Here is a 22,510-nt window from a genome sequence, read left to right on the forward strand (position 1 = left end):
CCTGGCCTGAAGAGGCGAAAAATGCACAAGATCTGGCTTGGGGGATGGGTGTTAGGGAGCGTTCTGGCAATGGAGCCTGTGGTCGCAGACTCAGGAACAGAACCTGAAGCAGTCGCCCTGCCCCTTTTGGAAACGGTCAGCTTCGGACCTTCTGGTCCTTCTCACGAACACAAAGCCCTTCATCCCGAAACCTTCAAGCAGGTCGCCGACATCAGCCGTCGTCCGCAGGACGTCCCGCCTCCAGTCAGGCGCACCGGGCCAGCGACCGTCCAGGTAGAGCTGACCGCTAGGGAAGTGATCGCCGAAATCGCACCGGGAATCAGCTACCCTTACTGGACTTTCAACGACACCGTCCCGGGACCGATGCTTAGGGTTAGGGTGAGCGATATCGTAGAGCTTAAGCTCACCAACGACCTAAGCAGCACCCACGAGCACGACATCGACCTGCATGCGGTGACCGGCCCGGGCGGCGGAGCACCGCTTACCCGGGTCAAGCCGGGGGAGAGCAAAAGCTTCAGGTTCAAGGCGCTCAAGCCCGGTCTATACGTCTATCACTGCGCGGCGGGTGATCCCCCGGTCCACGTCGCCAACGGCATGTACGGTCTGATCTTGGTGGAGCCTGAGGGAGGTCTGCCCGAAGTGGACCGCGAATTCTACCTGGTCCAAGGGGAGTTCTATACTCAGGGGCTAATGGGAGAAAAGGGACTGCAGCCTTTCTCCAGGACCAAGATGCTGGAAGAAAGGCCAGACTACATTGTTTTCAATGGGCGGATTGGGGCGCTGGTCGACCACCCCTTGACCGCCCAGGTAGGAGAGAAAATCCGCCTGTTTATAGGCAACGCTGGGGTGGCCAAGATCTCCTCTTTCCATGTCATCGGCGAGATCTTCGACCGCGTCTGGCCGGAAGCCTCCACCGCCCAGCCGTTCGAGAACGTCCAGACTACGCTCATCCCGGCGGGGGGCGCGGCGATGATCGAATTCAAACTAGAGGTTCCCGGAAGCTATACCCTAGTCGACCATGCCCTGGGAAGGATGGATAGGGGCGCTTGGGGGGTATTGCAGGTGGAAGGGCCTGCCGATGAGGAACTCTATTCCCGCCTGCCGGTTAAGGAAAAACAAGCTCCAGGCGGAATCAAACTGATTTCGCCTTAAGGGGTAAAATATTTTCCCATCGCCCGGACGTGCTCTTCGGTGTGGATCTCCGCCATCTCCGGCAGTTCCGGCAGTTTTTTCAGCTCCTCCGCCAAGGCGGCCTGCTCCATCCGCCGGATCGCCAGGTGCATCCAGGTCAGGGCGGTGGCCACCAACGCGAACATGAGCATGAAGCAGCTGGTCCAGACCCCGATCAGATCGTTCATGACCCCAAAGCAGATCGGCAGGAAGAAGCCGCCCAGCCCCCCGATCATCCCGACCAGGCCGCCGACCGCGCCGACGTGGCCGGGATAGTAGACCGGGATGTGCTTGTACACCGCCGCGGTGCCCAGGGTCATGAACAGCCCCAAAGCCATGGTCATCAGGGTGAATAGCCACAGCGGCATGGCCAGGGTGAAGCGGATCGGCCCCTCGATGCCGTGGACGATGTAGTCGGTGGCCGGATAGGACAGGAAAAAGGTGCAGGCCACGCTGCCGATAAAGCTTAAGTACATGATCCGCCGCGCCCCCCATTTGTCCGCAAGCACCCCGCCGACGGCCCGCAGCAGGCTGGTGAAAGAGTAAGCCGAGGCCAGCATCCCGGCGGCTTTCAGATCCAGCCCGTAAAACCCCACGTAATAGCGGGGAAGCCATAAGGAAAACGCCACAAACCCCCCGAAGGCAAAGAAATAGTAGAGCGCAAACCGCCACACCTGGAGCCTCTTCAACGGCTCCAGCTGGAGAAACGCGGCCGGGGCCTTTTCCCGGTGGCGCTTGCGCTCGGCGGTGACCGGGTCGTCTTCGGTCAACAACCAAAACAGCACCGCGGTGGTCAGTAGCGCGGCCGCATAGACCCGGGCGGTGCTCTCCCACCCTAAGGCCAGCACCAGGAAGGGGGCAAAGAAGTTGGTGCAGGCCGCCCCCACGTTGCCGATCCCGAAAATCCCGAGCGCTGTCCCCTGGCGGGCGGACTCGAACCAGCGCGACACATACGCGACCCCGACCGCGAACGAGCCACCAGCAAGTCCCACTCCCAGGGCGGCCAACAGGAACATGGGATAACTCTCCACCGAGGCCAAAAGCCACACCGCCACTGAGGTGGCGAGCATCAGCAAGGTGTAGACGAGGCGGCCGCCATACTGGTCGGCCCAGATCCCGAGCAAAATCCGGCTTAAAGAGCCGGTCAAAACCGGCGTGGCGATCAACAGGGCAAACTCGCTGTCGCTTAAGCCCAATTTCGCCTTGATCGGCAGGCCGATGATGGAAAAGAGGGTCCAGACGGCAAAACAGACCGTAAAAGCCAGCGTGCTCAAAGTAAGGATGCGGAGCTGCCGGCTCGGGGTAGCAATCGGCGTCGGGGCGAGTTCTTGCGTATCCATGCGATGATCTGGAATTTGAGCTTAAATTCAAGTTTAGCCGAGGGCGGTACAAGATTTTTTGATTTGTACTAATTCTAAAAGGGGTCAGGTCTTGCAATCCAACAAAATCTTCGATGCGGATGGCAAGACCATGGCAACCAGTTACAACAGGCTGTGCCGGATCGCATCGGCGACTTGGCTGTCGCGGGCCAGGATCACCAATTCGTCGCCCTCTTTGAGCTCGAGTTCTGGATCGGCAAACAACAGCTTTTCCTCCCGATACACCCACACCAGGCGGGCGTCTTTCGCCGGCAGCGGCAGGCGCGCGACGGATCCTTCCCACTTGGCCGGGACCGCGACCGAGAACAGATAGGCATCGCCCTTGAGCAAGGTGGCAAGCTGCAAAACATCGCGGCCTTCGATGGCGTCGGCCAGATAGCGGCCGATGGTGCGCACCGGCACCAGGATCTCGGTCAACCCGAGCGCTAGGGCCACCTTTTCGAATTCGGGATTTTCCAAGGTGGTAAACACCCGCTTGACTTTCAAGGTCTGGCCCACCAGGCTGGCCAAGATGTTGTTCTGGTCCACCCCGGTGGTGCAAACCATCGCGTCCACCGCCTCAGGCGAGGTCTCTTCCAAAATGTGGGGATGGGTGCCGTCGCCTAAAATAAAACCGCAGTCCAGTTCTTGGCTGAGCTCCTCGATCCGCTTAGGATCGCGCTCGATCACGATCACCTCGTGCCGGCGCTTGATCAAAAGCCGCGCGCAGGCCACGTTGGTGGCGCTGGCGCCGACGAACACCACTCTCATCGGGCCCTCCAGGTCGCAGGATGCAACAAGGCCAAGGCGGCGAAAACCTCCACCCGGCCCAACCACATATCCAACTCCAAAACGAACTGCAATCCCCCCGGCAGGTCGGGGCGGGCAATCCCCGCGGACAGCCCTACCGTTCCCAACGCCGAGACGACCTCAAACAGCGAACGCAAAGGATCGTACCCCAAGGCGAGAAACGGCAGCCAGGAGCCAAACGCGGTCAGCCAATACAAAAACAGCAGCACCTGGGCGCGGCAGACCAAGGCCTCGTCGAGACTAAGCTTTCCCAGCTGCCATGGCATCCAGGCGTGAGGCGGCAACGCCAAGCGGCGCAGCTGCCGCCGCAAAGCGGCAAACACGAGCAACCCCCGGAGGATTTTGACCCCGCCGGCGGTCGATCCCACCCCCCCGCCGCAAAGCATAGCTCCAAGCAGCAAACCCAAGGCTACCGGCGGCAAGGAATCCGTGGCTAAGGTAGAAAAACCGGCGGTGGTCTGCGCGGAAAACGCCGTCAAAAGCCCGTGAAACAGCGCCTGCTCGAAGTCCAAACCCTGCTGCCAGACCAGGACGGCCGCGATCGCCCCCCCCAGCGCCAGACCGAAGACGATTAAAGTTTGTACTTGCAGGTCGCGCCAGGGCTTACTCAGGTAGGCCGCAAACGGCAGCGCTCCCAGCACGCTGACCGCGATCACGCCGCCGGCAAACGGTTTGCCCAATTCCAAAAGCCCGCCGTCCAAAGACGAAAAGCCGCCGGTGGAGACCGCCGCCAGGACGTGGACCAAAGCGGCGAAGGGATCGCCGCCGAGCAGCCAAAGCCAAAGAAAGCCGAACGCGGTCAGGAACAGATAGACGGCGACGATCCTGCGGGTGTAAATCCAAGCCGAGGTGAGCGGAGCGGATTCGCCTTCCAGCCCCAGGAGTTGCCTGGACAAAGGCCCAGGTTCCAGCCACAAGGGCAGCAGGGCGACGAACCCCAACCCGCCGTACCACTGCATCCAGGCGCGGGCAAAGAGAAAGTCGAAGGGCTTGTCCGCCACCGTAGGCAGCACGGTCAAGCCGCAGGTAGTGACTGCCGACACCGCCTCGAACAGAGCCGCCGCATACCCGATGCCGGCGGCGCTCAAAGGATAGGCCATGATCGGCGGGGCCAGCAGAAACGCCAGAGCGGTGACCGCAAGCCCTTCGTTGCTCCTGAGGTCGGCGGGCAAGGGAAGGCGGGCCAGCGGCCAACAGGCCGATACAAGCGCGGCAATGACCAACCCATACCTCAGACCGGCGGACCAAAACCCGCCCGCCAGGGCAACAAGCATCGGCACCGCCGTCAGGGCCGCGAGCACCAACCCCACCCGACCGAGAAGGCCGGCCAAAACCTTAAGTCGGGCCGGTTGAGATAAGATGCCAACGGCAGGCTCTGCCACGGAACCAAAAGTGGAAAATTGAGGTCATCCAACATGATAAATAAATTGAGCCGGAGCGCCTAATCGGGTATCTTGCTTAAAGCCAAGATTTCGAGCGAGGTTTGGATGCCTTCCGCGTCTGCTGCAAGTCTCTTTGCAATTGTGCTCTTGCTGGCTGCGTGTGCGCCTACGCCTCAACCACCTTCGCTCACCTTCGCCGAGCGGCTCGAGCGCGAACGCCAAGAACTGGCCGCTTTACGCGACAAGTGGGCGCACGGCAAAGCCTTAGTCCAAGAAGGAGAAGAAGCCATCCAGGCCGGCGAGCGGCTGATCGAGCAAGGCAAGCAAAAACGCGCCCAAGGGGAGGCGCTGATCGCGCAGGGCAAGCGCTTGATGGAAGAGGCCGAGCAGGACTATCAGGCGCGCACCGGCACCGGGGTCAGCACTTTCCCCCTGGAGGATACGGAAAAATAACGGCCATGGCCACGGCATTGGCGCTTTCCCCGCCAGGGCAGGCGATCACCGTTCGACCGGCCCGGCTGGAGGATTTGGACCGTCTGGTGGAGATCGAAAACCTCTCGTTCACCACCGACCGCTTCTCGCGCCGCACCTTCCGCTACCTGCTCACCCGCGCCAACGCCGCCACCCTAGTCGCCGAGGCAGGCGGCAAGATCGCAGGTTACGCTATGGTCCTGTTTCACCGCGGCACCTTTTTAGCGCGCTTGTATTCGCTCGCGGTCGATCCGGCTTGCCGCAGCCTGGGAGTAGGCTCCAAGCTGCTCGAGGCGGCCGAGCGCTTGGCGCTCGCCCACGACTGCGTGACTTTGCGCTTGGAGGTGCGCCAGGACAACGCCGCCGCCATCCGCCTCTACCGGCAGCACGGCTACAAACCGCAGGAGACGGTTCCCGATTATTACGAGGACCACATGGGCGCCTTGCGGATGGAGAAATTCTTGGCCCCGCACCTTAAACCTGCGCTGGTGCGCGTGCCCTACTACCAGCAAACCTTAGATTTCACCTGCGGCCCGGCCTCTTTGATGATGGCCATGAAGACCTTGGACCCCTCCCTCCCTTTAGATCGCAAACTGGAGCTTAGGATCTGGCGCGAATCGACCACCGTGTTCATGACCTCCGGGCACGGCGGTTGCGGCCCGTATGGGCTTGCCCTGTCGGCTTGGCGGCGCGGATTTCAAGTCGAGGTGTTCGTCAACGACCCGGGCGCCTTGTTCATCACCTCGGTGCGCGACCCGGAAAAGCGCGAGGTCATGCGCCTGGTCCAGGAAGACTTTTTGGAAGAGCTGCAACTCTTGCCCATCCATCTGGAATACCGCGCCCTGGGCGTCGATGAACTGACCGCCAAATTCGACCGCGGCGGCATCCCGGTGGTCTTGATCAGCTCCTACCGCATCTACGAGGAAAAATTCCCCCACTGGGTGGTCGTGACCGGTCACGACGAATCCTTCATCTACTTGCACGATCCTTACGTGGACGAAGAAGCCGGCAAGACCCAAACCGATTGCATCAACCTGCCGATCCTAAAGCGCGATTTTGAGCGCATGGCGCGCTACGGCAAGACCGGCCAAAAGGCGGTGCTGATCTTGTCCAACCCCATCGCCACCATCGCGCCCCTGGCTTATACCTAAAGCCTGCATGTCCTCGCACATCGTCCTGATCGAAAGAAAAGAAGACTGGCTGCCTTCCTTTCCCGAAGTGCACACCCTCACCGCGCGGGAATACCTGGGCCAGCCGGAACTGCTCGAACACCGCGGCATCCACCTGATCAACCTGTGCCGCAGTTACCGCTACCTGAGCACCGGTTATTATTGCTCCCTGCTGGCCGGCGCCCGCCACCACAAAGCGCTGCCCTCGGTCAACACGCTCACCGCCCTAAGCCGCAAATCCCTCTACACTCTGGACGTGGAGGAGCTGGACCCGAGCATCCAGAAAACCTTGACCAAGCGCCAGCCGCCTGCGGCCTCCGAGGAGCTGGAGCTGGCGATCTACTTCGGCCAGGCCGATGATCCCGGACTGCAAGGCTTGGCGCGGCAGATTTTCGACCTCTTCCCCTGCCCGATCCTGAAGGTAACGTTCCGGCGCCAACATCGCTGGGGAATTTCCGCCATTCATCCCTTGCCCCTGCACCTGCTGACCCCGAGCCAACAGGAGGATTTTGCCCGCGCCTTGAGCGCTTACCTGAGCAAACCGTGGCGGCTTCCCAAACCTAAGCGCGCGGCCCGCTACGATCTTGCCATCCTGCACGACCCAAACGAAAAAAAAGCCCCCTCTAATCCTGGCGCGTTGCGCAAGTTCGTTCAAACCGGCAAGAAGCTGGGAATCGAGGTGGAGCTGATCGAGCGCAAGGATTACGGGCGGCTTTCGGAATTCGACGCCCTGTTCATCCGCGCGACCACCGCCATCAACCATTACACCTATCGCTTCTCGCACAAGGCGGTCTTGGAGGGGATTCCGGTGATCGACGATCCTACCTCCATCATCCGCTGCACCAACAAGGTGTTTCTGGCCGAGCTGTTGGCCAAAGAACGCCTGCCCTGCCCTAAGACCGCGATCTTGCAAAAAGGGGATCCCAAAGCTCAGAACAACCCCTTAGGCTTTCCGGTCGTGCTCAAGATCCCGGACGGCTCGTTCTCGCGCGGCGTCCTCAAGGCCGACAACCCTTATCAATACCGGCAACTTCTCGGGGAGCTGTTCAAGGAATCCGACCTGATCCTGGCCCAGGAATTCGTCTATACGCCGTTTGACTGGCGGATCGGCATCCTCAATTACCAGCCCTTGTACGCCTGCCGTTACTTCATGTCGCGCCGGCATTGGCAAATCGTCAAATACGAGCGCTCCGGCCGGGTGGTGGAGGGCGGATTTGAGACCTTGGCCGTGGAGCAGGCGCCCAAGGCGGTGGTGGACGCCGCGCTGCATCTGGCCCACAAGATCGGCGACGGCCTTTACGGGGTGGATCTCAAGCAAACCGAAGACGGAAAACTTTACGTCATCGAGATCAACGACAATCCCAACATCGACGCGGGGATTGAGGACAAAGTCCTGGGAGAGGAGCTGTACCGGCGGATCCTCGCCGACTTTATCCGCCGGATCGAGGAACGCCGCTAAACGCTCCGATCAACCCTTGCCACAGGCTTTGGTCTTTCCTAGCTCGGCGTTCGAGGAACTCGATGATCTAGGAGGCGATGTCCCTGCCGGCAGCCGCCTCGATCCCCTGGAGGCCGGGTGAGGAATTGACTTCGAGCACCAAGGGGCTGCACTTGGAGCGCAAGACGTTCACCCCGGCGACGTTCAGGCCGATGGTACGCGCGGCGCGCACCACGACCCGACGCCCCTCACCCACAGCGCGCCCCCTTCGCGGTAAGGCTCCATATAAAAAGCGTGCAGGGCGGAAGTGCGCGCCGGTGTCGACCTTGGCCTCGATTGCCGGCAAGCCTAATTCGGGCAGGCTCACCCATTCCCGCCAGCCCAACACGAGCGTAAAATTCAAAACCATCCCCGGCGGCGGAACCAGAGCACCATCGCCAAAGCGATCAGGGCGCACAAAGCCATTGCCGCCGGATAGCCGTAGCGCCACTCCAGCTCCGGCATGTAGCGGAAGTTCATGCCGTACACGCCGACCACGAAGGTGATCGGCATAAAGACGGTGGCGATCACGGTCAACACCCGCATCGTTTCGTTCAGCCGCACCTGCGCCCCGGACAGATAGATCTCGAGCAACCCGGCGATCATCTCGCGGTAGGAGCGCAGCAGTCCCAGGATCTGGAACGTGTGGTCGTAACAGTCGCGCAGATACACCAACACGCCTTCGCCGAACCACTCGCCCTCGTTGCGCAGCAATCTTCCCACCACCTCCCGGTGCGGCCACAGGGCGCGCTGCAAGAGGATGAGCTCGCGCTTGAGCGCGTAGATTTCTTCGAGCACCTGGCGCTCGGGATGCTCGACCAAAAACTCTTCTAGGTCCTCGATCCTTTCCCCCAGCGCTTCCAGCACCGGAAAAGAGTGGTCGATCGCCGTATCTACGATCGCATAGAACAAGTAATCCAAACCGTCGCGCCGGAGCCGGATTCGGCTTTCCTTAAGGCGTTCGAGCAAGGGGGCGAAGGGGTCGCGCGCCCCCTCGAAAAAAGTCACCAAAAAGTTTTGCTGGCGCAGCAGATACAGCTGTTCGTGGACGATCTGGCCGTCTTCCTCCCTGGGAACGTTCAAGACCAGAAACAGCTGGCCGTCGTAGGGCTCGAGCTTGGGACGCTGGCCGCCGTTCAAAATATCTTCCTGGGCCAGGGGATGGAGGGCGAGCGTAGCGCCGTAAGCGCGCATCCACTCGGCCGAGGGCCGGCCCTGAACCCGCACCCAAGTCATCGCGCCGGCGGCCATCCGCGCGCGCACCGCCTCGGGGTCCAGGCCGTCGTGCAGGGTCAAAGCGCCTTCCTCGCATGCGATCCACTGGCAGCTTACGGGATAGGCCGGCTTGGCCGCCGACACCAGGGTGCCCGGCGGCGTGCCCGGCGGGTGATAACGCTTGGGGAACAGCCTCATCGATGGGGCCAGCCTTGTTGGCGGACTCCTTGCCAAAGCACGACCAGCAAAGTCAAAGCGGTGAGCGGCAGTACGAAGAACAAGATCGTAAGGTTCGCCATCGGCATCGCGTCGGGCCTGACCGCCGCCAAGATCAAATACCCCACGTAAGCGAAATAGTACAGAACAAACCCCACCCCTTCCCAACGCGAGATGTCAAACCCCTTGTAAAACACCGGCCAACAGGCAAAAGCGCTGGCGAGCATGACCGGGATGTCAAAGCGCAAAGCCTGCTCGGACACTTTAAGCCCCTGCGCTGAAACTAGGGCGGATGCGCCGAGCACCGCCAGAATGTTAAAGATATTGCTGCCGACGATGTTGCCCACGGAGATGTCGCGCTCGCCGCGCAGGCTCGCCACCACCGAGGTGGCAAGCTCCGGCAGGGAGGTGCCGGCGGCGACGACGGTCAAACCGATCACCAATTCGCTCACCCCCAGGCTGCGGGCAATCGCAGCCGCCCCCTCCACCAAACCGCGCGAACCGACCCCCAGCATGGCCAGCCCAACGCCGACCAGCGCCAAGTTCCAGAGCCCGGCTCCAAACCCGAACGCCGCCGGCGGCCCGAATTCGCGCTCAAATTCTTGCGCTTGGTCGCGCTCCCTGCGCGCCTTATAGGCGAGGAAAGCGACATAAGCCAAAATGCCGGCAAACAGCACGCCCCCTTCCCAAGGCGCAATCACCCGGTCCCAGCCAAAGACCCACATCAGCAAAGACACGAGGATCATAAGCGGCACGTCCCAGCGGATGATCTGCAGCGCCACCGTGAGCGGCGCGACCGCCGCCGAAAGCCCGAGGATGAACAAGACGTTGAAGATATTGCTTCCCACCACGTTGCCGACCGCAATATCTCCTTGCCCGTTCAGGGAGGCAATGACGCTGACTGCAAGCTCAGGGGAACTGGTGCCAAAAGCGACGACGGTCAAGCCCACGATCAAAGGCGAGACTCCCAGCGCCGCCGCAAGACGCGCCGCCCCCCGCACCAGCGCCTCAGCGCCCGAGGTAAGCAACACCAATCCGAGAACGAACTTCCCCAGCGCGAGGTACTCCATGGCGATCAACGTCCTCTCTTTAAGGCGGGAACGAGGCGCAGGATTTGGCCGTTGTCCTGATCGGTCAGCAGGTAAACCGCCCCGTCCGGACCTTGGCGCACGTGGCGGATACGCGCCCCCATCGGGATGCGCTCTTCCGCGATCACCTCGCGCCCTTTAAGCACCAGGCGCACCAACGCCTGCGAGGAAAGCCCGCCGATGAGCAAGTTGCCGCGCCAGGCCGGAAACAGCTCCCCGGTGTAAAAGCTCATCCCGGAAGGCGAGATCGAAGGGGTCCAATAATACACGGGCGGGGCCAAATCCGGGCGCGTCGGGGGATCGGGGATGTCCAGGCCAAAGTAGTGCTTCCCCCAGCTCACCAGCGGCCAGCCGTAGTTTTTACCCGGCTCCACCCAGTTGAGCTCATCGCCGCCGGCCGGTCCGAATTCGCTCGCCCACAGCGCCCCCGTTTCAGGGTGGATCGCCGCTCCTTGGACGTTACGGTGGCCGTAGGACCAAATCTCCGGCCGAGCGCCTGGCCGGCCCACAAAAGGGTTGTCGGCCGGCACCGATCCGTCCGGCCGGATGCGGACGATCTTGCCGAGGTGATTGCTCAGGTCTTGGGCAGGATCGAACTGAAAACGCTCGCCCAGGGTGACAAACAGCGTGCCGTCCGGGGCAAACACCAGCCGCGCGCCAAAATGATTGCCGCCGGAGGCTTTAGGCTGCTGGCGGAAGATCACTTTAAGGTCCTCGAGCCCCTTTTCGCCGAGCCTGGCGCGCGCCACCGCGGTCCCGGCGCCACCTGCGCCAGGTTCAGAATAAGCTAAGTAAATTCGACGGTTGGAGGCAAAGTCCGGATCCAGCGCCACATCGAGCAGCCCGCCCTGACCTTGGGCGAAGACCTGAGGCACCCCGGCAAGCGGCTCAAGCCATCCTCCCGGGGAGACGATCTTAAGCCGGCCAGGCCGTTCGGTGACCAGCATCCGCCCGTCGGGCAAAAACGCCAGCCCCCAAGGATGCTCGAGCCCGCTGACCACCGTCTGGACCTGAATCGGTCCAGTTTGGGTAGCGATCGTCCGCGCCCAAATCGGCACGGCGGCAAAGACGGCAACGGCCAGCAATAAAACCCTTCCCATCGCGTCTTTGGCCACCCGCTACCTTCAGCGCTTCCAGGAGGCGCGCACGATGCCGCCCTCTTCAGGGTAGTCGATTTCCAGCTCGCCTTTGTAGGCGTGCTCGATCGCCTCACCCACGCTCTGCGGCAGGTGCATTTCGGTAAAACGGATCACGCAGCTGCCGTCCTCCTGCTCTTCGATCCCCATCAGGCGCTTCATAGGATGTTGGGCTTTTTGCTCTTCCACCCGGTTGTGAACCAGGCGCAGGATTTCCTCGCGGTGCTGCTGGAAGAACTCGCCGCTCAAGCTCAAAATGCCCGCCGGCACCTGGTCGCGGATCCTAAGGCACGCCGGGCACAATTCCTCGGCCGCTCCAACGGGAGGGCTGGGCAGCCACTGCCACCTGCCCTCGTCGAACACCACCCCGCACTGGGGGCAGACGCTGGGTTCCTTGGGTTTGCTGCGGGTCATGTAGGGATCGTGCACCCGCTCTTTGAGCAAACGGTCGTGACGGCCATGAAATTTGGCTGGATCGGATTCTTTGCGGCTCATAGCTTCTCCATACTACACAGGAATATTACGCGGCTGAAAGACCCTTTGGCCAGGCGCCACGCCGCTGCGATCGGCGGTCAGGTGGCACAGAGGCCGCCGGTGTTCCAAGTCGAAAGTGTTTTGGTGGTGAAACGGCTGGAGGTTTTCAGGATTCTCCCAGTGGCCAGGGGCGACTTGCAGGATTCTCCAGCCGAACTCGGAGTTGGGATGGTTATAGTGCTGCCGGTGCATCCAGGCGCCGCACTGGTCCTGGCGCCATTCGGTGGGGTCCAAGTCCGGCAGCGCACGGCCCTTTTCCCATACGGCCTGAATTATTTCCTCGCTAAACGTCATCGATTCTCCTTGGGTTGCAGATTGGACTTGAACAGTATACTACGGCAAATCCCGTTTGAGTTTTCCGTCCGTTGCCAGCGGCGTAAGGCAGCTTGGGTCGTCGTGGCGTGGGTTGTTGACCTGAGCGCTGACTTTCCAAGCCGTCATGGAGGCGGCCGGATAAGGTTTGAGCAAGCTTTTAAGCCGCTCGAGATCGCGCTGGGCGGGGTCGAGCCAGACCTCGTAGTCGGCAGGGTCCAAGATCACCGGCATGCGGTCGTGAATGGGGCGCAAAAGCTCGTTGGCGTCGGTCACGAGGATGGTGCACGACTCGACCGGCTCGCCTTCCGTCCCGGCGCGCGGCTCCCAGCGCTCCCACAGGCCGGCAAAAGCGAATACCTCCCCGTCCCGGCGCTGGATGTACCAGGGCTGCTTGCGCTTGGACCCCGGCTGCACCTGCCACTCGTAGAAACCGTCGGCCGGAATCAGGCAGCGCCGATGCCGGAACGCAAAGCGGAACGCCGGTTTTTCGGCGACCGTCTCGGCACGCGCGTTGATGGTACTGTAGTCGGTTTTAGCTTCTTTGGCCCAATGCGGAATCAGCCCCCAACGCAAGGGGACCAACTCGCGCTTGCCGTCGGCGGCGACCCGCACCGCCGCCACCTCTTGCGTTGGGGCGATGTTATAGCGCCCAAGCACACTTTCCGGTGCCCGATCGCGGTCGATGCGGAACCACAAAAGCAGCTTAGCGCGCGATGCGCGTAGGGTATAGCGTCCGCACACGACTCCCGTTTACTCCCCGACGCAGCGCCGGCGATAGGCGGCATAATCCAGCAAGCGCGCAAGTTCAGATTCATCGCGGACTTTCACCTTGATCAGCCAACCCACGCCGTAAGGGTCGCGGGAGAGAAGATCCAGGTCTTGGGAGAGGGCCGAGTTGACCGCGACGACCTCGCCGCTTACCGGGCTATGCAACGAGCTGACCGCTTTGACCGATTCGACCGTGCCGAACTCTTTGCCCGCATGGATTAGATCGCCGACTTTGGGCAGATCAATATAGACCAAGTCTGTAAGTTGGGTAACCGCCTGCTCCGTCAGGCCAATAATCGCAATCGGCTCGCCCGTGGACCGGTCGAGATAGACCCACTCGTGGGTATCTGTGTATTTGAGTTCTTCAGGTTGCACCGTTCCTCCCCTAAAAATTAAGCCGACGCCATCACGACGCGCAGAGCTCTCTGAAATACCCGCTCGGCTTGCAGCGCAGATGGTACACCAACGCCCGGTCTAACCGAAATAGAGGGTTTCCACAAAGGCTTTGAACCACTTGGGGCGCGCGATGACGAGGTATAACCCTAAGCTTCCGGCCACCGGCACTGGGGCGATATCCAGCAGCAAAAGCCCAATAAGGCAGACAAACGCTTTGCACCGGGCCACATTCGCCGCCGCAGAGCGAGCAGGAGGCGCAAACGGGACCTTGTTGCCGCCGTTGCGATAAAGGTCTTGCACGAGCTCGAAAAACCAACGCGGTCTTGCGATTACGACAAACAGACCGATCAGGCAGGTCAGCGAAAGCGGCCCAAAGCCGATCAGGGCCAATACGATCATGACCAGCAAGCATTTTAGCTGAGTTCGGTTCACTGCTTTCGATCCATACTCCGCGCTCGCGTCCAATGTCACCGCAACCGGCATAGCGCTCTCAGCGCATGACTTTACCTAAACTAAAAGGCTCTTTAATTGCGTAGAATTATGTTAGCTTTATAAAGTTAACTAAGCTGCGATTTTCGCCCAGCGGACGACTCCCTAACGCCCATGAAGCAAAGCCTTCAGTTACGCCTAGGCCAACACCTTACCATGACGCCGCAATTGCAGCAGGCGATCCGTTTGCTGCAGTTGTCCTCGATCGAGCTCAAGCAAGAAATCCAGGAAGCGTTGGAGTCCAACTTCATGCTCGAGCTGGCCGATGAAGGGCAATCCGTCCAAACCACGGAGCCTTCCTCGCCTGTGCACGCGCAAGACGAGGTCCCTACCGACCCTACAATCCCTGAGGAGCTTTCCCTGGACGCGGATTGGGAAGACGTCTACGACGACGTTTACTCCTTCTTAAGTTCAGACGAAGCCGACAGCGATTTCCTCCTTTCCCGCAGCGCCCCAGAGGACTTGCACGAGCACTTGAAATGGCAACTGGAACTGTCCCACTTTAGCGAGCGGGATGCGCTCATCGCCGCGGCGATCATCGACGCCATCGGCCCGGACGGCTATCTGGAGGTTCCGGTAGACGAGTTGTATCAGGATTTAAGCCAACAGTTGGGCGATCTTGAGCTCGATGAAGTTAAAGCGGTTTTGCATCAGATCCAAAACTTCGATCCTCCAGGGGTAGCGGCGAGCGACTTGGGGGAATGCCTGGCGATCCAACTGCGCCAGTTGCCTGAAACTACTCCGTGGCGGAAAGAAGCGCTGGGCGTGGTCAGCCAACACTTGGACGCTTTGCGCCGGCAGGACGTCGCGGCGCTCAAGACCGCTTTAAGTCTGGACGACCACGGCCTCGAACAGGTGATGGAACTCATCCGCCGCTTAAATCCCCGTCCCGGGACGGCTTTCGACCGTACGCAAACCGAATACATCATCCCAGACGTCTTCGTGACCAAAAAAAACGGCCGGTTCGAGGTTTCCCTCAACCCGGAAATCGCGCCTAAGCTGCGCATTAATCCTTTTTATTCGAGCCTGGTCAAGCGCGCCGACAAGAGCGAAGAAAACCTCAACATGAAAGCGCACCTGCAAGAGGCGCGCTGGTTCCTGCGCAGCCTAAGGAGCCGCAACGAGACCCTCCTGAAAGTAGCCCAGTGCATTGTCAAGAAACAACAGGCCTTCTTCGAGCACGGCGAGATCGCGATGAAGCCGATGACCCTCAAGGACGTGGCGGAAGAATTAGACATGCACGAATCCACGGTCTCGCGGGTGACTGCCAACAAATACATGCACACTCCGCGCGGTATTTACGAATTCAAATATTTCTTCTCCAGCCACGTCGCCACCCAGGCCGGAGGTTGCTGTTCGGCCACTGCGATCAAAGCGCTGATCAAGGAACTGATCGAGCACGAAAATCCCACCCGCCCCTTGAGCGACCTCAAGATCGCCGAGATCCTCCAGGCCAAGGGCATCAACGTCGCCCGCCGCACGGTGGCCAAGTACCGCGAGGCGCTGCACATTCCTCCCTCCAACGAGCGCAGGCGGCTTTTGTGATGCAGCTGGTCATCGTCAGTGGACTGTCCGGGTCCGGCAAGAGCGTTGCCTTAAGCACCCTGGAGGACTGCGGTTACTACTGCATAGACAACCTGCCGGTGCGCCTGATCGAAGCGTTCGTGCGCGAAACGGGACAGAATTTGGGCAAAACCGCAATCAGCATCGACTGCCGCAACCTGACAGGCGACGCCAACTCCTTCGAGGAGATTTTGACCGTGTTAGGGCAATTCGCCATTCCTTATCGCATCCTGTTCTTGATTGCCGCCTCCGATACCCTTATCAAGCGCTACAGCGAAACCCGGCGCAAACACCCTCTAAGTCACACCCAAGGCCTCCCGCTCGCCGAGGCCATCGAACGCGAACGTAAATTATTGGAGCCAATCGCGGCGCGCGCCGACTTGATCCTCGACACCACGCACACCAATATCCACCAACTGCGCGAATCGGTCCTCCAGCGCTTAGGAGAAGACAAGCGCCAATTGGTTTTGTGTTTCCTCTCTTTCGGTTTCAAGCACGGCCTGCCCTTGGACGCCGACTTTGTCTTCGACGCGCGCTGCCTGCCCAACCCCCATTGGGAACCTGCGCTTCGCCCTTTTACCGGGCGCGACCCTGAAGTCGCCGACTACTTGCAAAGCCTGCCCGAAACCGCAATGCTTTTAAAGCAAATCGAAGCCTTTTTAAACACCTGGCTGCCGCGCTTTGGCGCCCAGAACCGCAGTTATTTGACCATCGCCATCGGCTGCACCGGCGGTCGCCACCGCTCGGTGTATCTGGCCGAGAAACTCGGCCAGAGGTTTGCCGGTCTTTATTCGGTGATCGTGCGCCACCGCGAGTTGAGCTAGGATGTTTTGACTGGGTCTTTTATTGCTTTCTGGGGAGGCGGCTATGAGCGTTCCAACCCGAACGGAACTTGCCACTTTCGCCGGCGGTTGCTTCTGGTGCCTGGAGGCCGATTTCGAAAAGATCGAGGGCGTGGTGGAAGTGATTTCCGGTTACACCGGCGGCGAGGTGGAAAATCCAAGCTACGAACAGGTCTCAAGCGGCACCACCGGCCACCTGGAAGCGGTGCAGGTCCGCTTCGATCCGGACAAGATCGGATATCAGGAACTGCTGGAAGTGTTCTGGCGCCACATCGATCCTACCGATCCCGGCGGGCAGTTCGTCGACCGCGGACCCCAGTACCGCCCTGCGATCTTTTACCATAACGAAGAGCAAAAGCGCCTGGCGGAAGCGTCCAAACTGGCCTTGGAACAATCGGGCCGGTTCGACCGGCCGATCGTCACCCAAATCCTGCCGCTGAAGAAATTTTATCCGGCGGAAGAATACCATCAGGATTACTTCAAAAAACACCCCTTGCGCTACCGTCTCTACCGGCTCGGCTCAGGACGCGATCGGTTTCTGCACTCGGTCTGGCAGAACGCCAAATCCACCGGCCGGCCTGACCCGGAAACTCTGCGCCAGAGGCTGACCCCACTCCAGTACCACGTCACCCAAGAAAACGGCACCGAACCCCCGTTCCGCAACGAATACTGGAACAACCAGCGCGAGGGGATCTACGTGGACATCGTCTCCGGCGAGCCTTTGTTCAGCTCGCTGGACAAGTTCGATTCGGGCACCGGCTGGCCGAGTTTTACCCAGCCCTTAGAGCCCGGCAACCTCGTCGAGCGCGAAGACACCAGTTTCTTCATGCGCCGCATTGAAGTGCGCAGCCGCCAGGCCGACTCCCATCTGGGACACGTGTTCACCGACGGCCCGCCCCCAACCGGCCTGCGCTACTGCATCAACTCGGCGGCGTTGCGCTTTATTCCCAAGGAAGACCTGGAAAAAGCAGGCTACGGCCAGTATCTGCGTTTGTTCGAACGCCCGGCCAAAAACTAAAAGGAGGCAAAATGGCGACCATCTTTGAGAAGATCATCCGCGGCGAACTGCCTGCCGACATCGTCTACCGCGACGAGCAAGTAACCGCTTTTCGCGACATCCGCCCGGCCGCTCCGACCCACATTTTAATCGTTCCCAACCGGGTCATCCCGACCGTGAACGACGTCCGACCCGAGGACGAGCCGCTGCTCGGCCACATGCTCTACGTCGCCAAACTGCTGGCGGAAAAAGAGGGAATCGCCCAAGACGGCTACCGGCTGATCATCAACTGCAACCGCCACGGCGGCCAGGAGGTCTTCCACCTTCACCTGCACCTGATCGGCGGGAGGCCTCTGGGGCCGATGGTGGTGCGCACCTGATCAGTGGCGGAAGTGGCGCACGCCGGTGAACACCATCGCGATGCCGGCCTCGTCGGCGGCGGCGATCACTTCCTCGTCGCGGATCGAGCCGCCCGGCTGGATGATCGCCGTTATCCCGGCGGCGGCGGCAAAATCCACGCTGTCGCGGAACGGGAAAAAGGCGTCTGAGGCCATCACCGCGCCGGCCACCGAAAGCCCAGCTTCCTTCGCCTTCTCGAGGCCGATCCTGGCCGACCATACCCGGCTCATTTGTCCTGCGCCTATGCCTAAGGTGCGCTTCCCGCGCGCGTAAACGATGGCGTTGGATTTGACGTATTTGACCACCCGCCAGGCAAACCGCAAATCTTCCAGCTCTTCCAAGCTGGGCGGGCGTTGGGTAACTATCTTGAGGTCTTTTGCCGCAAGCGAGGCGGTGTCTTTAGTCTGCACGAGCAACCCGCCCGAGATCGATTTGCACTCGAGCTCAGGTTCCATCTGCCCATCCCCGCAGGCTAAAACGCGCACCTTGGGCTTTCGCGCCAACACGGCCTTGGCTTCCTCGCTCACCTCAGGCGCCAGGATCACCTCCACGAATTGGCGCCCGACGATGGCCTCGGCGGTGGCGCCGTCCAACATCCGGTTAAACGCGAGGATCCCGCCGAAGGCGGAGGTCGGATCGGCCGCATAAGCCAATTCGTAAGCCTCAAGCAAGGTCTTGGCCTGAGCCACCCCGCAGGGATTGGCGTGCTTGACGATCACGCAGGCCGGCGCCTCGCCCAAAGAGCGCACGCACTCTAGGGCGGTATCCGCATCGGCCAGATTGTTGTAAGACAGAGGGCTGCCCTGCACTTGGCGGGCGGCGCCCAAACTCCCGGCAGGCGGCTTACCGATACGGTACAGGGCGGCCTGCTGATGGGGGTTTTCCCCGTAGCGCAGCGTTTGGACCTTGTCCGCGCACACGGTGAGGATGGACGGCAAGACGGTATCGGGGTGGAGCTTGCGTTCCAAATACGCGGCGATGGCGCCATCGTAGCCGGCGGTGTGGCAAAACGCTTTGGCGGCCAACTCCAAGCGCAAGGCTTCCGGAAGCTCCCCGTTAAGGCGCAGCGCCTCGAGCACCCGAGGGTAATCGGCCGGGTCCACGACCACCCCCACCGCGGCGTGGTTTTTGGCCGCTGCGCGCAGCATGGCCGGGCCGCCGACGTCGATGTTTTCGACCGCCGTCGTAAAATCGCATTGAGGATCGGAAGTTACCTGGACGAACGGATACAGGTTGACCACCACCAGATCGATGGGCAAGATGCCGTAAGCGGCCATGGTTTCCTCGTCCATCCCGCGCCGTCCCAAGATCCCGCCGTGAATCTTGGGGTGCAAAGTCTTGACCCGACCGCCTAAGATCTCCGGAAATCCGGTGTAGTCGGCGACCTCCTTCACCGCGATGCCGGACTCGCAGAGCCGCTTGGCGGTGCCGCCGGTAGACAAAATCTCTATCCCTAACTCCCTCAGGCTCCGGCAAAATTCGACCAGGCCGGACTTGTCGGCGACAGAAACCAGCGCGCGTCTTACTCGCTGCATGTCACTCTATCCCGTATTGTTTGAGTTTTTTGCGCAAGGTGCTGCGGCTTAGGCCCAAGACTTGGGCGGCCTTGCTCTGGTTGCCGCCGGTGTAATCCAAAACGGTCTTGAACAAGGGTTTCTCCACCTCCGCGATCACCATCGCATAAAGATCGGTCACCTGCTCTCCATCGAGCTCGGCAAAATACCGCTCCAGCGCGATTCGGACTTGCTCTTTCAGGACGATTCCCTGCCCTTGCTTTCCCACGCTTACCCCCCGCTCAAAATCCCGCACCGGCTCTAAACGGCGTAATTGCGGCCATAGAAGATTTCCGCCATTTCCCTAAAGACTTTCTCCTGCACTTCCTCGCGCTCTTCGTCGTTGAGCAGCACGTCGTCGGGGGCGAACAGATAATTGTCCAGGTTGAATTCCTTGAGCATCATCTTGGTGTGAAAGATGTTTTCCTGATAGACGTTGACGTCGATCATCTGATAGCGCTCTTTGGTATCCTGGGCGATGTAATTCTGGATCGAGGTGATGTCGTGGTCGATGAACAGCTTGGCGCCGCTGATGTCGCGGGTGAAACCGCGCACCCGGTAGTCTATGATGACGATATCGGATTCAAAGCTCTGGATCAGGTAATTGAGCGCCTTGAGCGGCGAGATCCGGCCGCAGGTGGAAACGTCGATGTCGGCGCGGAAGGTGCTGATGCCAAAATGCGGGTGGCTCTCGGGATAAGTGTGGACGGTGATGTGGCTCTTGTCCAGGTGGGCCAGCACCGTCTCGGGAAGCGGGGCGCTGGCGCTTAGCCCCTGGCCGATAGGGCCCTCGGAGATCAGCATGGTCACGCTCGCTCCCTGGGGGTCGTAATCTTGGCGAGAGACGCTCAAGATGTGAGCGCCGATGATGTCGGCCACGTCGGTCAAGATCTGAGTCAGCCGTTCGGCGTTGTAGGCCTCGTCGATGTACTCGATGTAGCGCTGCTGGTTGGCCGGACTGGTGTAACAGATGTCATAGATGTTGAAGCTCAAGCTCTTGGTCAGATTGTTGAAACCGTGCAGTTTCAATTTTTCCATCGATTGTCTAACCTCGCTGAATCAATGACCTAAGAATCGCCAGGGTCGACGACCTCAAAGCTGTGGCGGATTTCCGCCGCCTTGCCGAGCATGATCGAAGCCGAGCAATATTTCTCCGCCGAGAGCTTGACCGCGCGCTCCACCGCGGCCTCGCTTAAGCCCTTCCCTTTGACGAGAAAATGCAGGTGAATCCAGGTGAACACCTTTGGGTCGGTTTCGGCCCGTTCGGCGCGGACCTCTACCTGGCAGTCGGCGACCGGATGGCGCCCTTTGCGCAGGATATGCACCACGTCGAACGCCGAGCAGCTGCCCACCCCGAGCAGCAACAGCTCCATCGGCCGCACTCCTAAGTTGCGCCCTCCGTGTTCCGGTGGCCCGTCGATGACGATCCCATGGCCGCTGCCGGACTCTCCCACGAACAAAGTATCTTCTACCCACTTGATCCGTGCTCTCATCGCCGCGTTTCCTCGGTCTGAAAAAGGATGTAAAAATACCATTAAAAATCCAAAGAGACTATATCGATCAACTGAAATTCCATCTCTTTAAGCTCAAGATTATGGGTACCGAGAAAACCTTGCAAACGCCCCGGTAAAAGCGCATATTTTGCTCAGTTAAACCCTCTTTAAGGAGGCTAAGATGCAAAGGCTGGTGTTGCTCGTCCCCGACTTACTCACCACCCGCAACATCGTCGACGACTTGCTACTCGCGCGGGTTAAGGAAGAGGAAATCCACATCATCGCCAGAGAAGGGGTACCACTGGAAGACTTGCCGGAGGCTGGCCTCAAGGAAAAGACCGATCTTGTCCCCGCGCTCAAGCGCGGGCTGGCCGCCGGTTCGGCCGTAGGGCTTCTGGCCGGATTGGTGGCGGTGCTCTTGCCGGGTGGGATCGTGGCCGCCGGCGGGGCGGTGATCCTGGCTGCGACCCTGACCGGAGCCGCGGTGGGGGCTTTGGCTTCCAGCCTAATCGGGATTTCGATTCCTGGCCCAGAGGTGCGTAAATACGAAGAAGCCATCGAACGCGGCGAGCTGTTGATGCTGGTGGACGTGCCCAAACCCCGCGCCCAGGAAATCGTCGAGCTGATCCTGAAACACCACCCCAAAGCGGAGATCAAGGAAGTCGAATACATTCCGCCGCCGCTGCCGGAAATGCCGGATGAATAATCCCAGTTTCTGAGTAGGCGCTGCCTTGTGTTTCCAAGTCGACTCCGGTAGCATAATTATTTTCCAATTCTTCAGACCTCATGATCAAAGGCAGCATCGTCGCCCTGGTCACGCCCATGAACCCCGACGGCGGCTTGAACGAGGCCGCTTTACGGGATTTGGTCGAATTTCACATCGACCAAGGCACGGACGCCATCGTTGCCGTAGGTACCACCGGCGAAGCGGCGACCTTGGACTACGAGGAGCACTGCCAGGTGATCCGCTGCGTGGTGGAACAGGCCAGAGGGCGCCTGCCGGTCATCGCCGGCACCGGCTCCAACTGCACCCGCGAGGCGATCGAGCTCACCCAGAAAGCCAAGGATCTGGGGGCGGATGCGTGCCTGCTGGTCACCCCGTACTACAACAAGCCGACCCAGGAAGGACTGTATCTGCACTTCAAAGCGGTCGCCGAGGCGGTGGCGATCCCGCAGATCCTATACAACGTCCCCAGCCGTTGCGGTTGCGACCTGTTGCCCGAGACCGTGGCGCGCCTGGCCCCTTTGCCCAACATCGTCGGCATTAAGGAAGCTTCCGCCGATCCGGTCGCGCGCGCGCGCGCGATCCGGCTTTCTTGCCCGGAATTCCCGATCTATTCCGGCGACGACGCCTCCGCCCGTCAACTGTGCCTGGAAGGCGGCGCCGGGGTGATCTCGGTCACCGCCAACGTCGCCCCGCGCCTGATGCACCAGATGATCGCGGCGGCCTTGTCCGGAGACGCTGCCACGGCGGCCGCCTTGGATGCAAAGCTGGCCGGTCTGCACCAGGCCTTGTTCCTGGAATCCAACCCAATCCCGGTGAAGTGGGCGCTCAAGGCCCTGGGCTTGATTCCAGAAGGCATCCGCCTCCCCCTCACCTGGCTGGCGCCGCGCTACCAGGACGCCGTGCGCCAAGCCATGACGCACGCCGGCGTGCTTTGACGAATAG

At 60.7% G+C, this 22,510-nt stretch carries 26 protein-coding genes; 10 read left to right on the forward strand and 16 right to left on the reverse strand.

Going from position 1 to position 22,510, the window contains the following annotated elements:
- Positions 1 to 21: 21 nt before the first annotated feature.
- The gene (gene nirK, locus ACYQ3M_RS08945) at positions 22 to 1,152 is read left to right on the forward strand and encodes a copper-containing nitrite reductase (protein ID WP_460035735.1); all 1,131 of its coding nucleotides are present in this window, start codon (positions 22 to 24) and stop codon (positions 1,150 to 1,152) included.
- Here nirK and ACYQ3M_RS08950 read toward each other — a convergent pair.
- The 3 genes from ACYQ3M_RS08950 to ACYQ3M_RS08960 form a co-directional block, all read right to left on the reverse strand.
- A complete protein-coding gene (locus ACYQ3M_RS08950) occupies positions 1,149 to 2,510 on the reverse strand; it encodes an MFS transporter (protein WP_460035736.1) in 1,362 nt (453 codons plus the stop codon). The two genes, nirK and ACYQ3M_RS08950, sit on opposite strands and share 4 nt — an antisense overlap.
- Before the next feature lie 141 nt (positions 2,511 to 2,651).
- Positions 2,652 to 3,299: a potassium channel family protein gene (locus ACYQ3M_RS08955; protein ID WP_460035737.1), complete on the reverse strand. Its 648-nt coding sequence runs from the start codon at positions 3,297 to 3,299 to the stop codon at positions 2,652 to 2,654.
- Positions 3,296 to 4,669: a TrkH family potassium uptake protein gene (locus ACYQ3M_RS08960; protein ID WP_460035738.1), complete on the reverse strand. Its 1,374-nt coding sequence runs from the start codon at positions 4,667 to 4,669 to the stop codon at positions 3,296 to 3,298. The genes ACYQ3M_RS08955 and ACYQ3M_RS08960 overlap by 4 nt, the downstream gene beginning before the upstream one ends.
- A 156-nt stretch (positions 4,670 to 4,825) precedes the next feature.
- Between ACYQ3M_RS08960 and ACYQ3M_RS08965 the strand changes: the two genes are divergently transcribed.
- From ACYQ3M_RS08965 to ACYQ3M_RS08975, 3 genes are read left to right on the forward strand one after another with little or no spacing between them, the layout of a single operon-like run.
- Positions 4,826 to 5,173 carry a hypothetical protein gene (locus ACYQ3M_RS08965; RefSeq protein ID WP_460035739.1) on the forward strand — a complete coding sequence of 116 codons (348 nt, stop codon included), beginning with the start codon at positions 4,826 to 4,828 and terminating at the stop codon, positions 5,171 to 5,173.
- Between the two features lie 5 nt (positions 5,174 to 5,178).
- Positions 5,179 to 6,342 (forward strand): ribosomal protein S18-alanine N-acetyltransferase, encoded by a 1,164-nt coding sequence (rimI, locus tag ACYQ3M_RS08970; RefSeq protein WP_460035740.1) that lies wholly within the window; start codon positions 5,179 to 5,181, stop codon positions 6,340 to 6,342.
- A 7-nt stretch (positions 6,343 to 6,349) separates the two neighbouring features.
- Positions 6,350 to 7,819, forward strand: coding sequence for a RimK family ATP-grasp domain-containing protein (locus ACYQ3M_RS08975; RefSeq protein ID WP_460035741.1), 1,470 nt, complete (start codon positions 6,350 to 6,352; stop codon positions 7,817 to 7,819).
- Between the two features lie 67 nt (positions 7,820 to 7,886).
- Here ACYQ3M_RS08975 and ACYQ3M_RS08980 read toward each other — a convergent pair whose 3' ends face one another.
- The 9 genes from ACYQ3M_RS08980 to ACYQ3M_RS09020 form a co-directional block, all read right to left on the reverse strand.
- Positions 7,887 to 8,201: a hypothetical protein gene (locus tag ACYQ3M_RS08980; RefSeq protein ID WP_460035742.1), complete on the reverse strand. Its 315-nt coding sequence runs from the start codon at positions 8,199 to 8,201 to the stop codon at positions 7,887 to 7,889.
- Entirely contained in the window at positions 8,198 to 9,250 is a 1,053-nt protein-coding gene (corA, locus tag ACYQ3M_RS08985; protein ID WP_460035743.1) for a magnesium/cobalt transporter CorA, read from the reverse strand. Before corA ends, ACYQ3M_RS08980 begins: the two co-directional genes overlap by 4 nt.
- Positions 9,247 to 10,338, reverse strand: a complete 1,092-nt coding sequence (locus tag ACYQ3M_RS08990) for a calcium/sodium antiporter (RefSeq protein WP_460035822.1) — start codon at positions 10,336 to 10,338, stop codon at positions 9,247 to 9,249. Before ACYQ3M_RS08990 ends, corA begins: the two co-directional genes overlap by 4 nt.
- A gap of 5 nt (positions 10,339 to 10,343) precedes the next feature.
- Positions 10,344 to 11,456, reverse strand: a complete 1,113-nt coding sequence (locus tag ACYQ3M_RS08995; RefSeq protein WP_460035744.1) for a PQQ-dependent sugar dehydrogenase — start codon at positions 11,454 to 11,456, stop codon at positions 10,344 to 10,346.
- Between the two features lie 24 nt (positions 11,457 to 11,480).
- The gene (locus ACYQ3M_RS09000; protein WP_460035745.1) at positions 11,481 to 11,987 is read right to left on the reverse strand and encodes a BCAM0308 family protein; all 507 of its coding nucleotides are present in this window, start codon (positions 11,985 to 11,987) and stop codon (positions 11,481 to 11,483) included.
- A 12-nt stretch (positions 11,988 to 11,999) separates the two neighbouring features.
- On the reverse strand, positions 12,000 to 12,320 hold the full coding sequence (locus ACYQ3M_RS09005; RefSeq protein ID WP_460035746.1) for a hypothetical protein: 321 nt from the start codon (positions 12,318 to 12,320) through the stop codon (positions 12,000 to 12,002).
- A 39-nt stretch (positions 12,321 to 12,359) separates the two neighbouring features.
- Positions 12,360 to 13,082: an SOS response-associated peptidase gene (locus ACYQ3M_RS09010; protein WP_460035747.1), complete on the reverse strand. Its 723-nt coding sequence runs from the start codon at positions 13,080 to 13,082 to the stop codon at positions 12,360 to 12,362.
- Between the two features lie 9 nt (positions 13,083 to 13,091).
- On the reverse strand, positions 13,092 to 13,484 hold the full coding sequence (gcvH, locus tag ACYQ3M_RS09015) for a glycine cleavage system protein GcvH (protein ID WP_460035748.1): 393 nt from the start codon (positions 13,482 to 13,484) through the stop codon (positions 13,092 to 13,094).
- Positions 13,485 to 13,583: 99 nt separating this feature from the next.
- Positions 13,584 to 13,937 (reverse strand): hypothetical protein, encoded by a 354-nt coding sequence (locus ACYQ3M_RS09020; RefSeq protein WP_460035749.1) that lies wholly within the window; start codon positions 13,935 to 13,937, stop codon positions 13,584 to 13,586.
- Positions 13,938 to 14,108: 171 nt separating this feature from the next.
- Here ACYQ3M_RS09020 and ACYQ3M_RS09025 point away from each other — a divergent pair, with 171 nt between their 5' ends.
- The 4 genes from ACYQ3M_RS09025 to ACYQ3M_RS09040 are packed head-to-tail and all read left to right on the forward strand — an operon-like array spanning position 14,109 to position 17,776.
- The gene (locus ACYQ3M_RS09025; protein ID WP_460035750.1) at positions 14,109 to 15,539 is read left to right on the forward strand and encodes an RNA polymerase factor sigma-54; all 1,431 of its coding nucleotides are present in this window, start codon (positions 14,109 to 14,111) and stop codon (positions 15,537 to 15,539) included.
- Complete coding sequence (gene rapZ, locus ACYQ3M_RS09030; RefSeq protein WP_460035751.1) at positions 15,539 to 16,381, forward strand: RNase adapter RapZ; 843 nt, start codon at positions 15,539 to 15,541, stop codon at positions 16,379 to 16,381. Before ACYQ3M_RS09025 ends, rapZ begins: the two co-directional genes overlap by 1 nt.
- Before the next feature lie 43 nt (positions 16,382 to 16,424).
- Positions 16,425 to 17,417: a peptide-methionine (S)-S-oxide reductase MsrA gene (msrA, locus tag ACYQ3M_RS09035; RefSeq protein ID WP_460035752.1), complete on the forward strand. Its 993-nt coding sequence runs from the start codon at positions 16,425 to 16,427 to the stop codon at positions 17,415 to 17,417.
- An 11-nt stretch (positions 17,418 to 17,428) separates the two neighbouring features.
- Positions 17,429 to 17,776 carry an HIT domain-containing protein gene (locus ACYQ3M_RS09040; RefSeq protein WP_460035753.1) on the forward strand — a complete coding sequence of 116 codons (348 nt, stop codon included), beginning with the start codon at positions 17,429 to 17,431 and terminating at the stop codon, positions 17,774 to 17,776.
- Here the strand turns inward: ACYQ3M_RS09040 and purH are convergent, their stop codons facing one another.
- From purH to ACYQ3M_RS09060, 4 genes are read right to left on the reverse strand one after another with little or no spacing between them, the layout of a single operon-like run.
- A complete protein-coding gene (gene purH / locus ACYQ3M_RS09045) occupies positions 17,777 to 19,330 on the reverse strand; it encodes a bifunctional phosphoribosylaminoimidazolecarboxamide formyltransferase/IMP cyclohydrolase (protein WP_460035754.1) in 1,554 nt (517 codons plus the stop codon).
- 1 nt (position 19,331) lies between these two features.
- Positions 19,332 to 19,577: a DNA-binding transcriptional regulator Fis gene (fis, locus tag ACYQ3M_RS09050; protein ID WP_460035755.1), complete on the reverse strand. Its 246-nt coding sequence runs from the start codon at positions 19,575 to 19,577 to the stop codon at positions 19,332 to 19,334.
- A gap of 32 nt (positions 19,578 to 19,609) precedes the next feature.
- The gene (speD, locus tag ACYQ3M_RS09055) at positions 19,610 to 20,386 is read right to left on the reverse strand and encodes an adenosylmethionine decarboxylase (protein ID WP_460035756.1); all 777 of its coding nucleotides are present in this window, start codon (positions 20,384 to 20,386) and stop codon (positions 19,610 to 19,612) included.
- Between the two features lie 29 nt (positions 20,387 to 20,415).
- Positions 20,416 to 20,841 (reverse strand): OsmC family protein, encoded by a 426-nt coding sequence (locus ACYQ3M_RS09060; RefSeq protein WP_460035757.1) that lies wholly within the window; start codon positions 20,839 to 20,841, stop codon positions 20,416 to 20,418.
- Between the two features lie 181 nt (positions 20,842 to 21,022).
- Here ACYQ3M_RS09060 and ACYQ3M_RS09065 point away from each other — a divergent pair, with 181 nt between their 5' ends.
- Positions 21,023 to 21,547, forward strand: a complete 525-nt coding sequence (locus tag ACYQ3M_RS09065; RefSeq protein WP_460035758.1) for a DUF1269 domain-containing protein — start codon at positions 21,023 to 21,025, stop codon at positions 21,545 to 21,547.
- Between the two features lie 80 nt (positions 21,548 to 21,627).
- Positions 21,628 to 22,503 carry a 4-hydroxy-tetrahydrodipicolinate synthase gene (gene dapA / locus ACYQ3M_RS09070; protein WP_460035759.1) on the forward strand — a complete coding sequence of 292 codons (876 nt, stop codon included), beginning with the start codon at positions 21,628 to 21,630 and terminating at the stop codon, positions 22,501 to 22,503.
- Positions 22,504 to 22,510: the final 7 nt, after the last annotated feature.

The sequence above is a fragment of the Methylothermus subterraneus genome, from assembly GCF_054656915.1.

Bases quoted from the DNA above. Each gene is read 5' to 3' on its own strand.
- nirK (WP_460035735.1), top strand. From the start codon at position 22: ATGCACAAGATCTGGCTTGGGGGATGGGTGTTAGGGAGCGTTCTGGCA.
- ACYQ3M_RS08950 (WP_460035736.1), bottom strand. From the start codon at position 2,510: ATGGATACGCAAGAACTCGCCCCGACGCCGATTGCTACCCCGAGCCGG.
- ACYQ3M_RS08955 (WP_460035737.1), bottom strand. From the start codon at position 3,299: ATGAGAGTGGTGTTCGTCGGCGCCAGCGCCACCAACGTGGCCTGCGCG.
- ACYQ3M_RS08965 (WP_460035739.1), top strand. From the start codon at position 4,826: ATGCCTTCCGCGTCTGCTGCAAGTCTCTTTGCAATTGTGCTCTTGCTG.
- rimI (WP_460035740.1), top strand. From the start codon at position 5,179: ATGGCCACGGCATTGGCGCTTTCCCCGCCAGGGCAGGCGATCACCGTT.
- ACYQ3M_RS08975 (WP_460035741.1), top strand. From the start codon at position 6,350: ATGTCCTCGCACATCGTCCTGATCGAAAGAAAAGAAGACTGGCTGCCT.
- corA (WP_460035743.1), bottom strand. From the start codon at position 9,250: ATGAGGCTGTTCCCCAAGCGTTATCACCCGCCGGGCACGCCGCCGGGC.
- ACYQ3M_RS08990 (WP_460035822.1), bottom strand. From the start codon at position 10,338: ATGGAGTACCTCGCGCTGGGGAAGTTCGTTCTCGGATTGGTGTTGCTT.
- ACYQ3M_RS08995 (WP_460035744.1), bottom strand. From the start codon at position 11,456: ATGGGAAGGGTTTTATTGCTGGCCGTTGCCGTCTTTGCCGCCGTGCCG.
- ACYQ3M_RS09000 (WP_460035745.1), bottom strand. From the start codon at position 11,987: ATGAGCCGCAAAGAATCCGATCCAGCCAAATTTCATGGCCGTCACGAC.
- ACYQ3M_RS09005 (WP_460035746.1), bottom strand. From the start codon at position 12,320: ATGACGTTTAGCGAGGAAATAATTCAGGCCGTATGGGAAAAGGGCCGT.
- ACYQ3M_RS09025 (WP_460035750.1), top strand. From the start codon at position 14,109: ATGAAGCAAAGCCTTCAGTTACGCCTAGGCCAACACCTTACCATGACG.
- rapZ (WP_460035751.1), top strand. From the start codon at position 15,539: ATGCAGCTGGTCATCGTCAGTGGACTGTCCGGGTCCGGCAAGAGCGTT.
- msrA (WP_460035752.1), top strand. From the start codon at position 16,425: ATGAGCGTTCCAACCCGAACGGAACTTGCCACTTTCGCCGGCGGTTGC.
- ACYQ3M_RS09040 (WP_460035753.1), top strand. From the start codon at position 17,429: ATGGCGACCATCTTTGAGAAGATCATCCGCGGCGAACTGCCTGCCGAC.
- purH (WP_460035754.1), bottom strand. From the start codon at position 19,330: ATGCAGCGAGTAAGACGCGCGCTGGTTTCTGTCGCCGACAAGTCCGGC.
- speD (WP_460035756.1), bottom strand. From the start codon at position 20,386: ATGGAAAAATTGAAACTGCACGGTTTCAACAATCTGACCAAGAGCTTG.
- ACYQ3M_RS09060 (WP_460035757.1), bottom strand. From the start codon at position 20,841: ATGAGAGCACGGATCAAGTGGGTAGAAGATACTTTGTTCGTGGGAGAG.
- ACYQ3M_RS09065 (WP_460035758.1), top strand. From the start codon at position 21,023: ATGCAAAGGCTGGTGTTGCTCGTCCCCGACTTACTCACCACCCGCAAC.
- dapA (WP_460035759.1), top strand. From the start codon at position 21,628: ATGATCAAAGGCAGCATCGTCGCCCTGGTCACGCCCATGAACCCCGAC.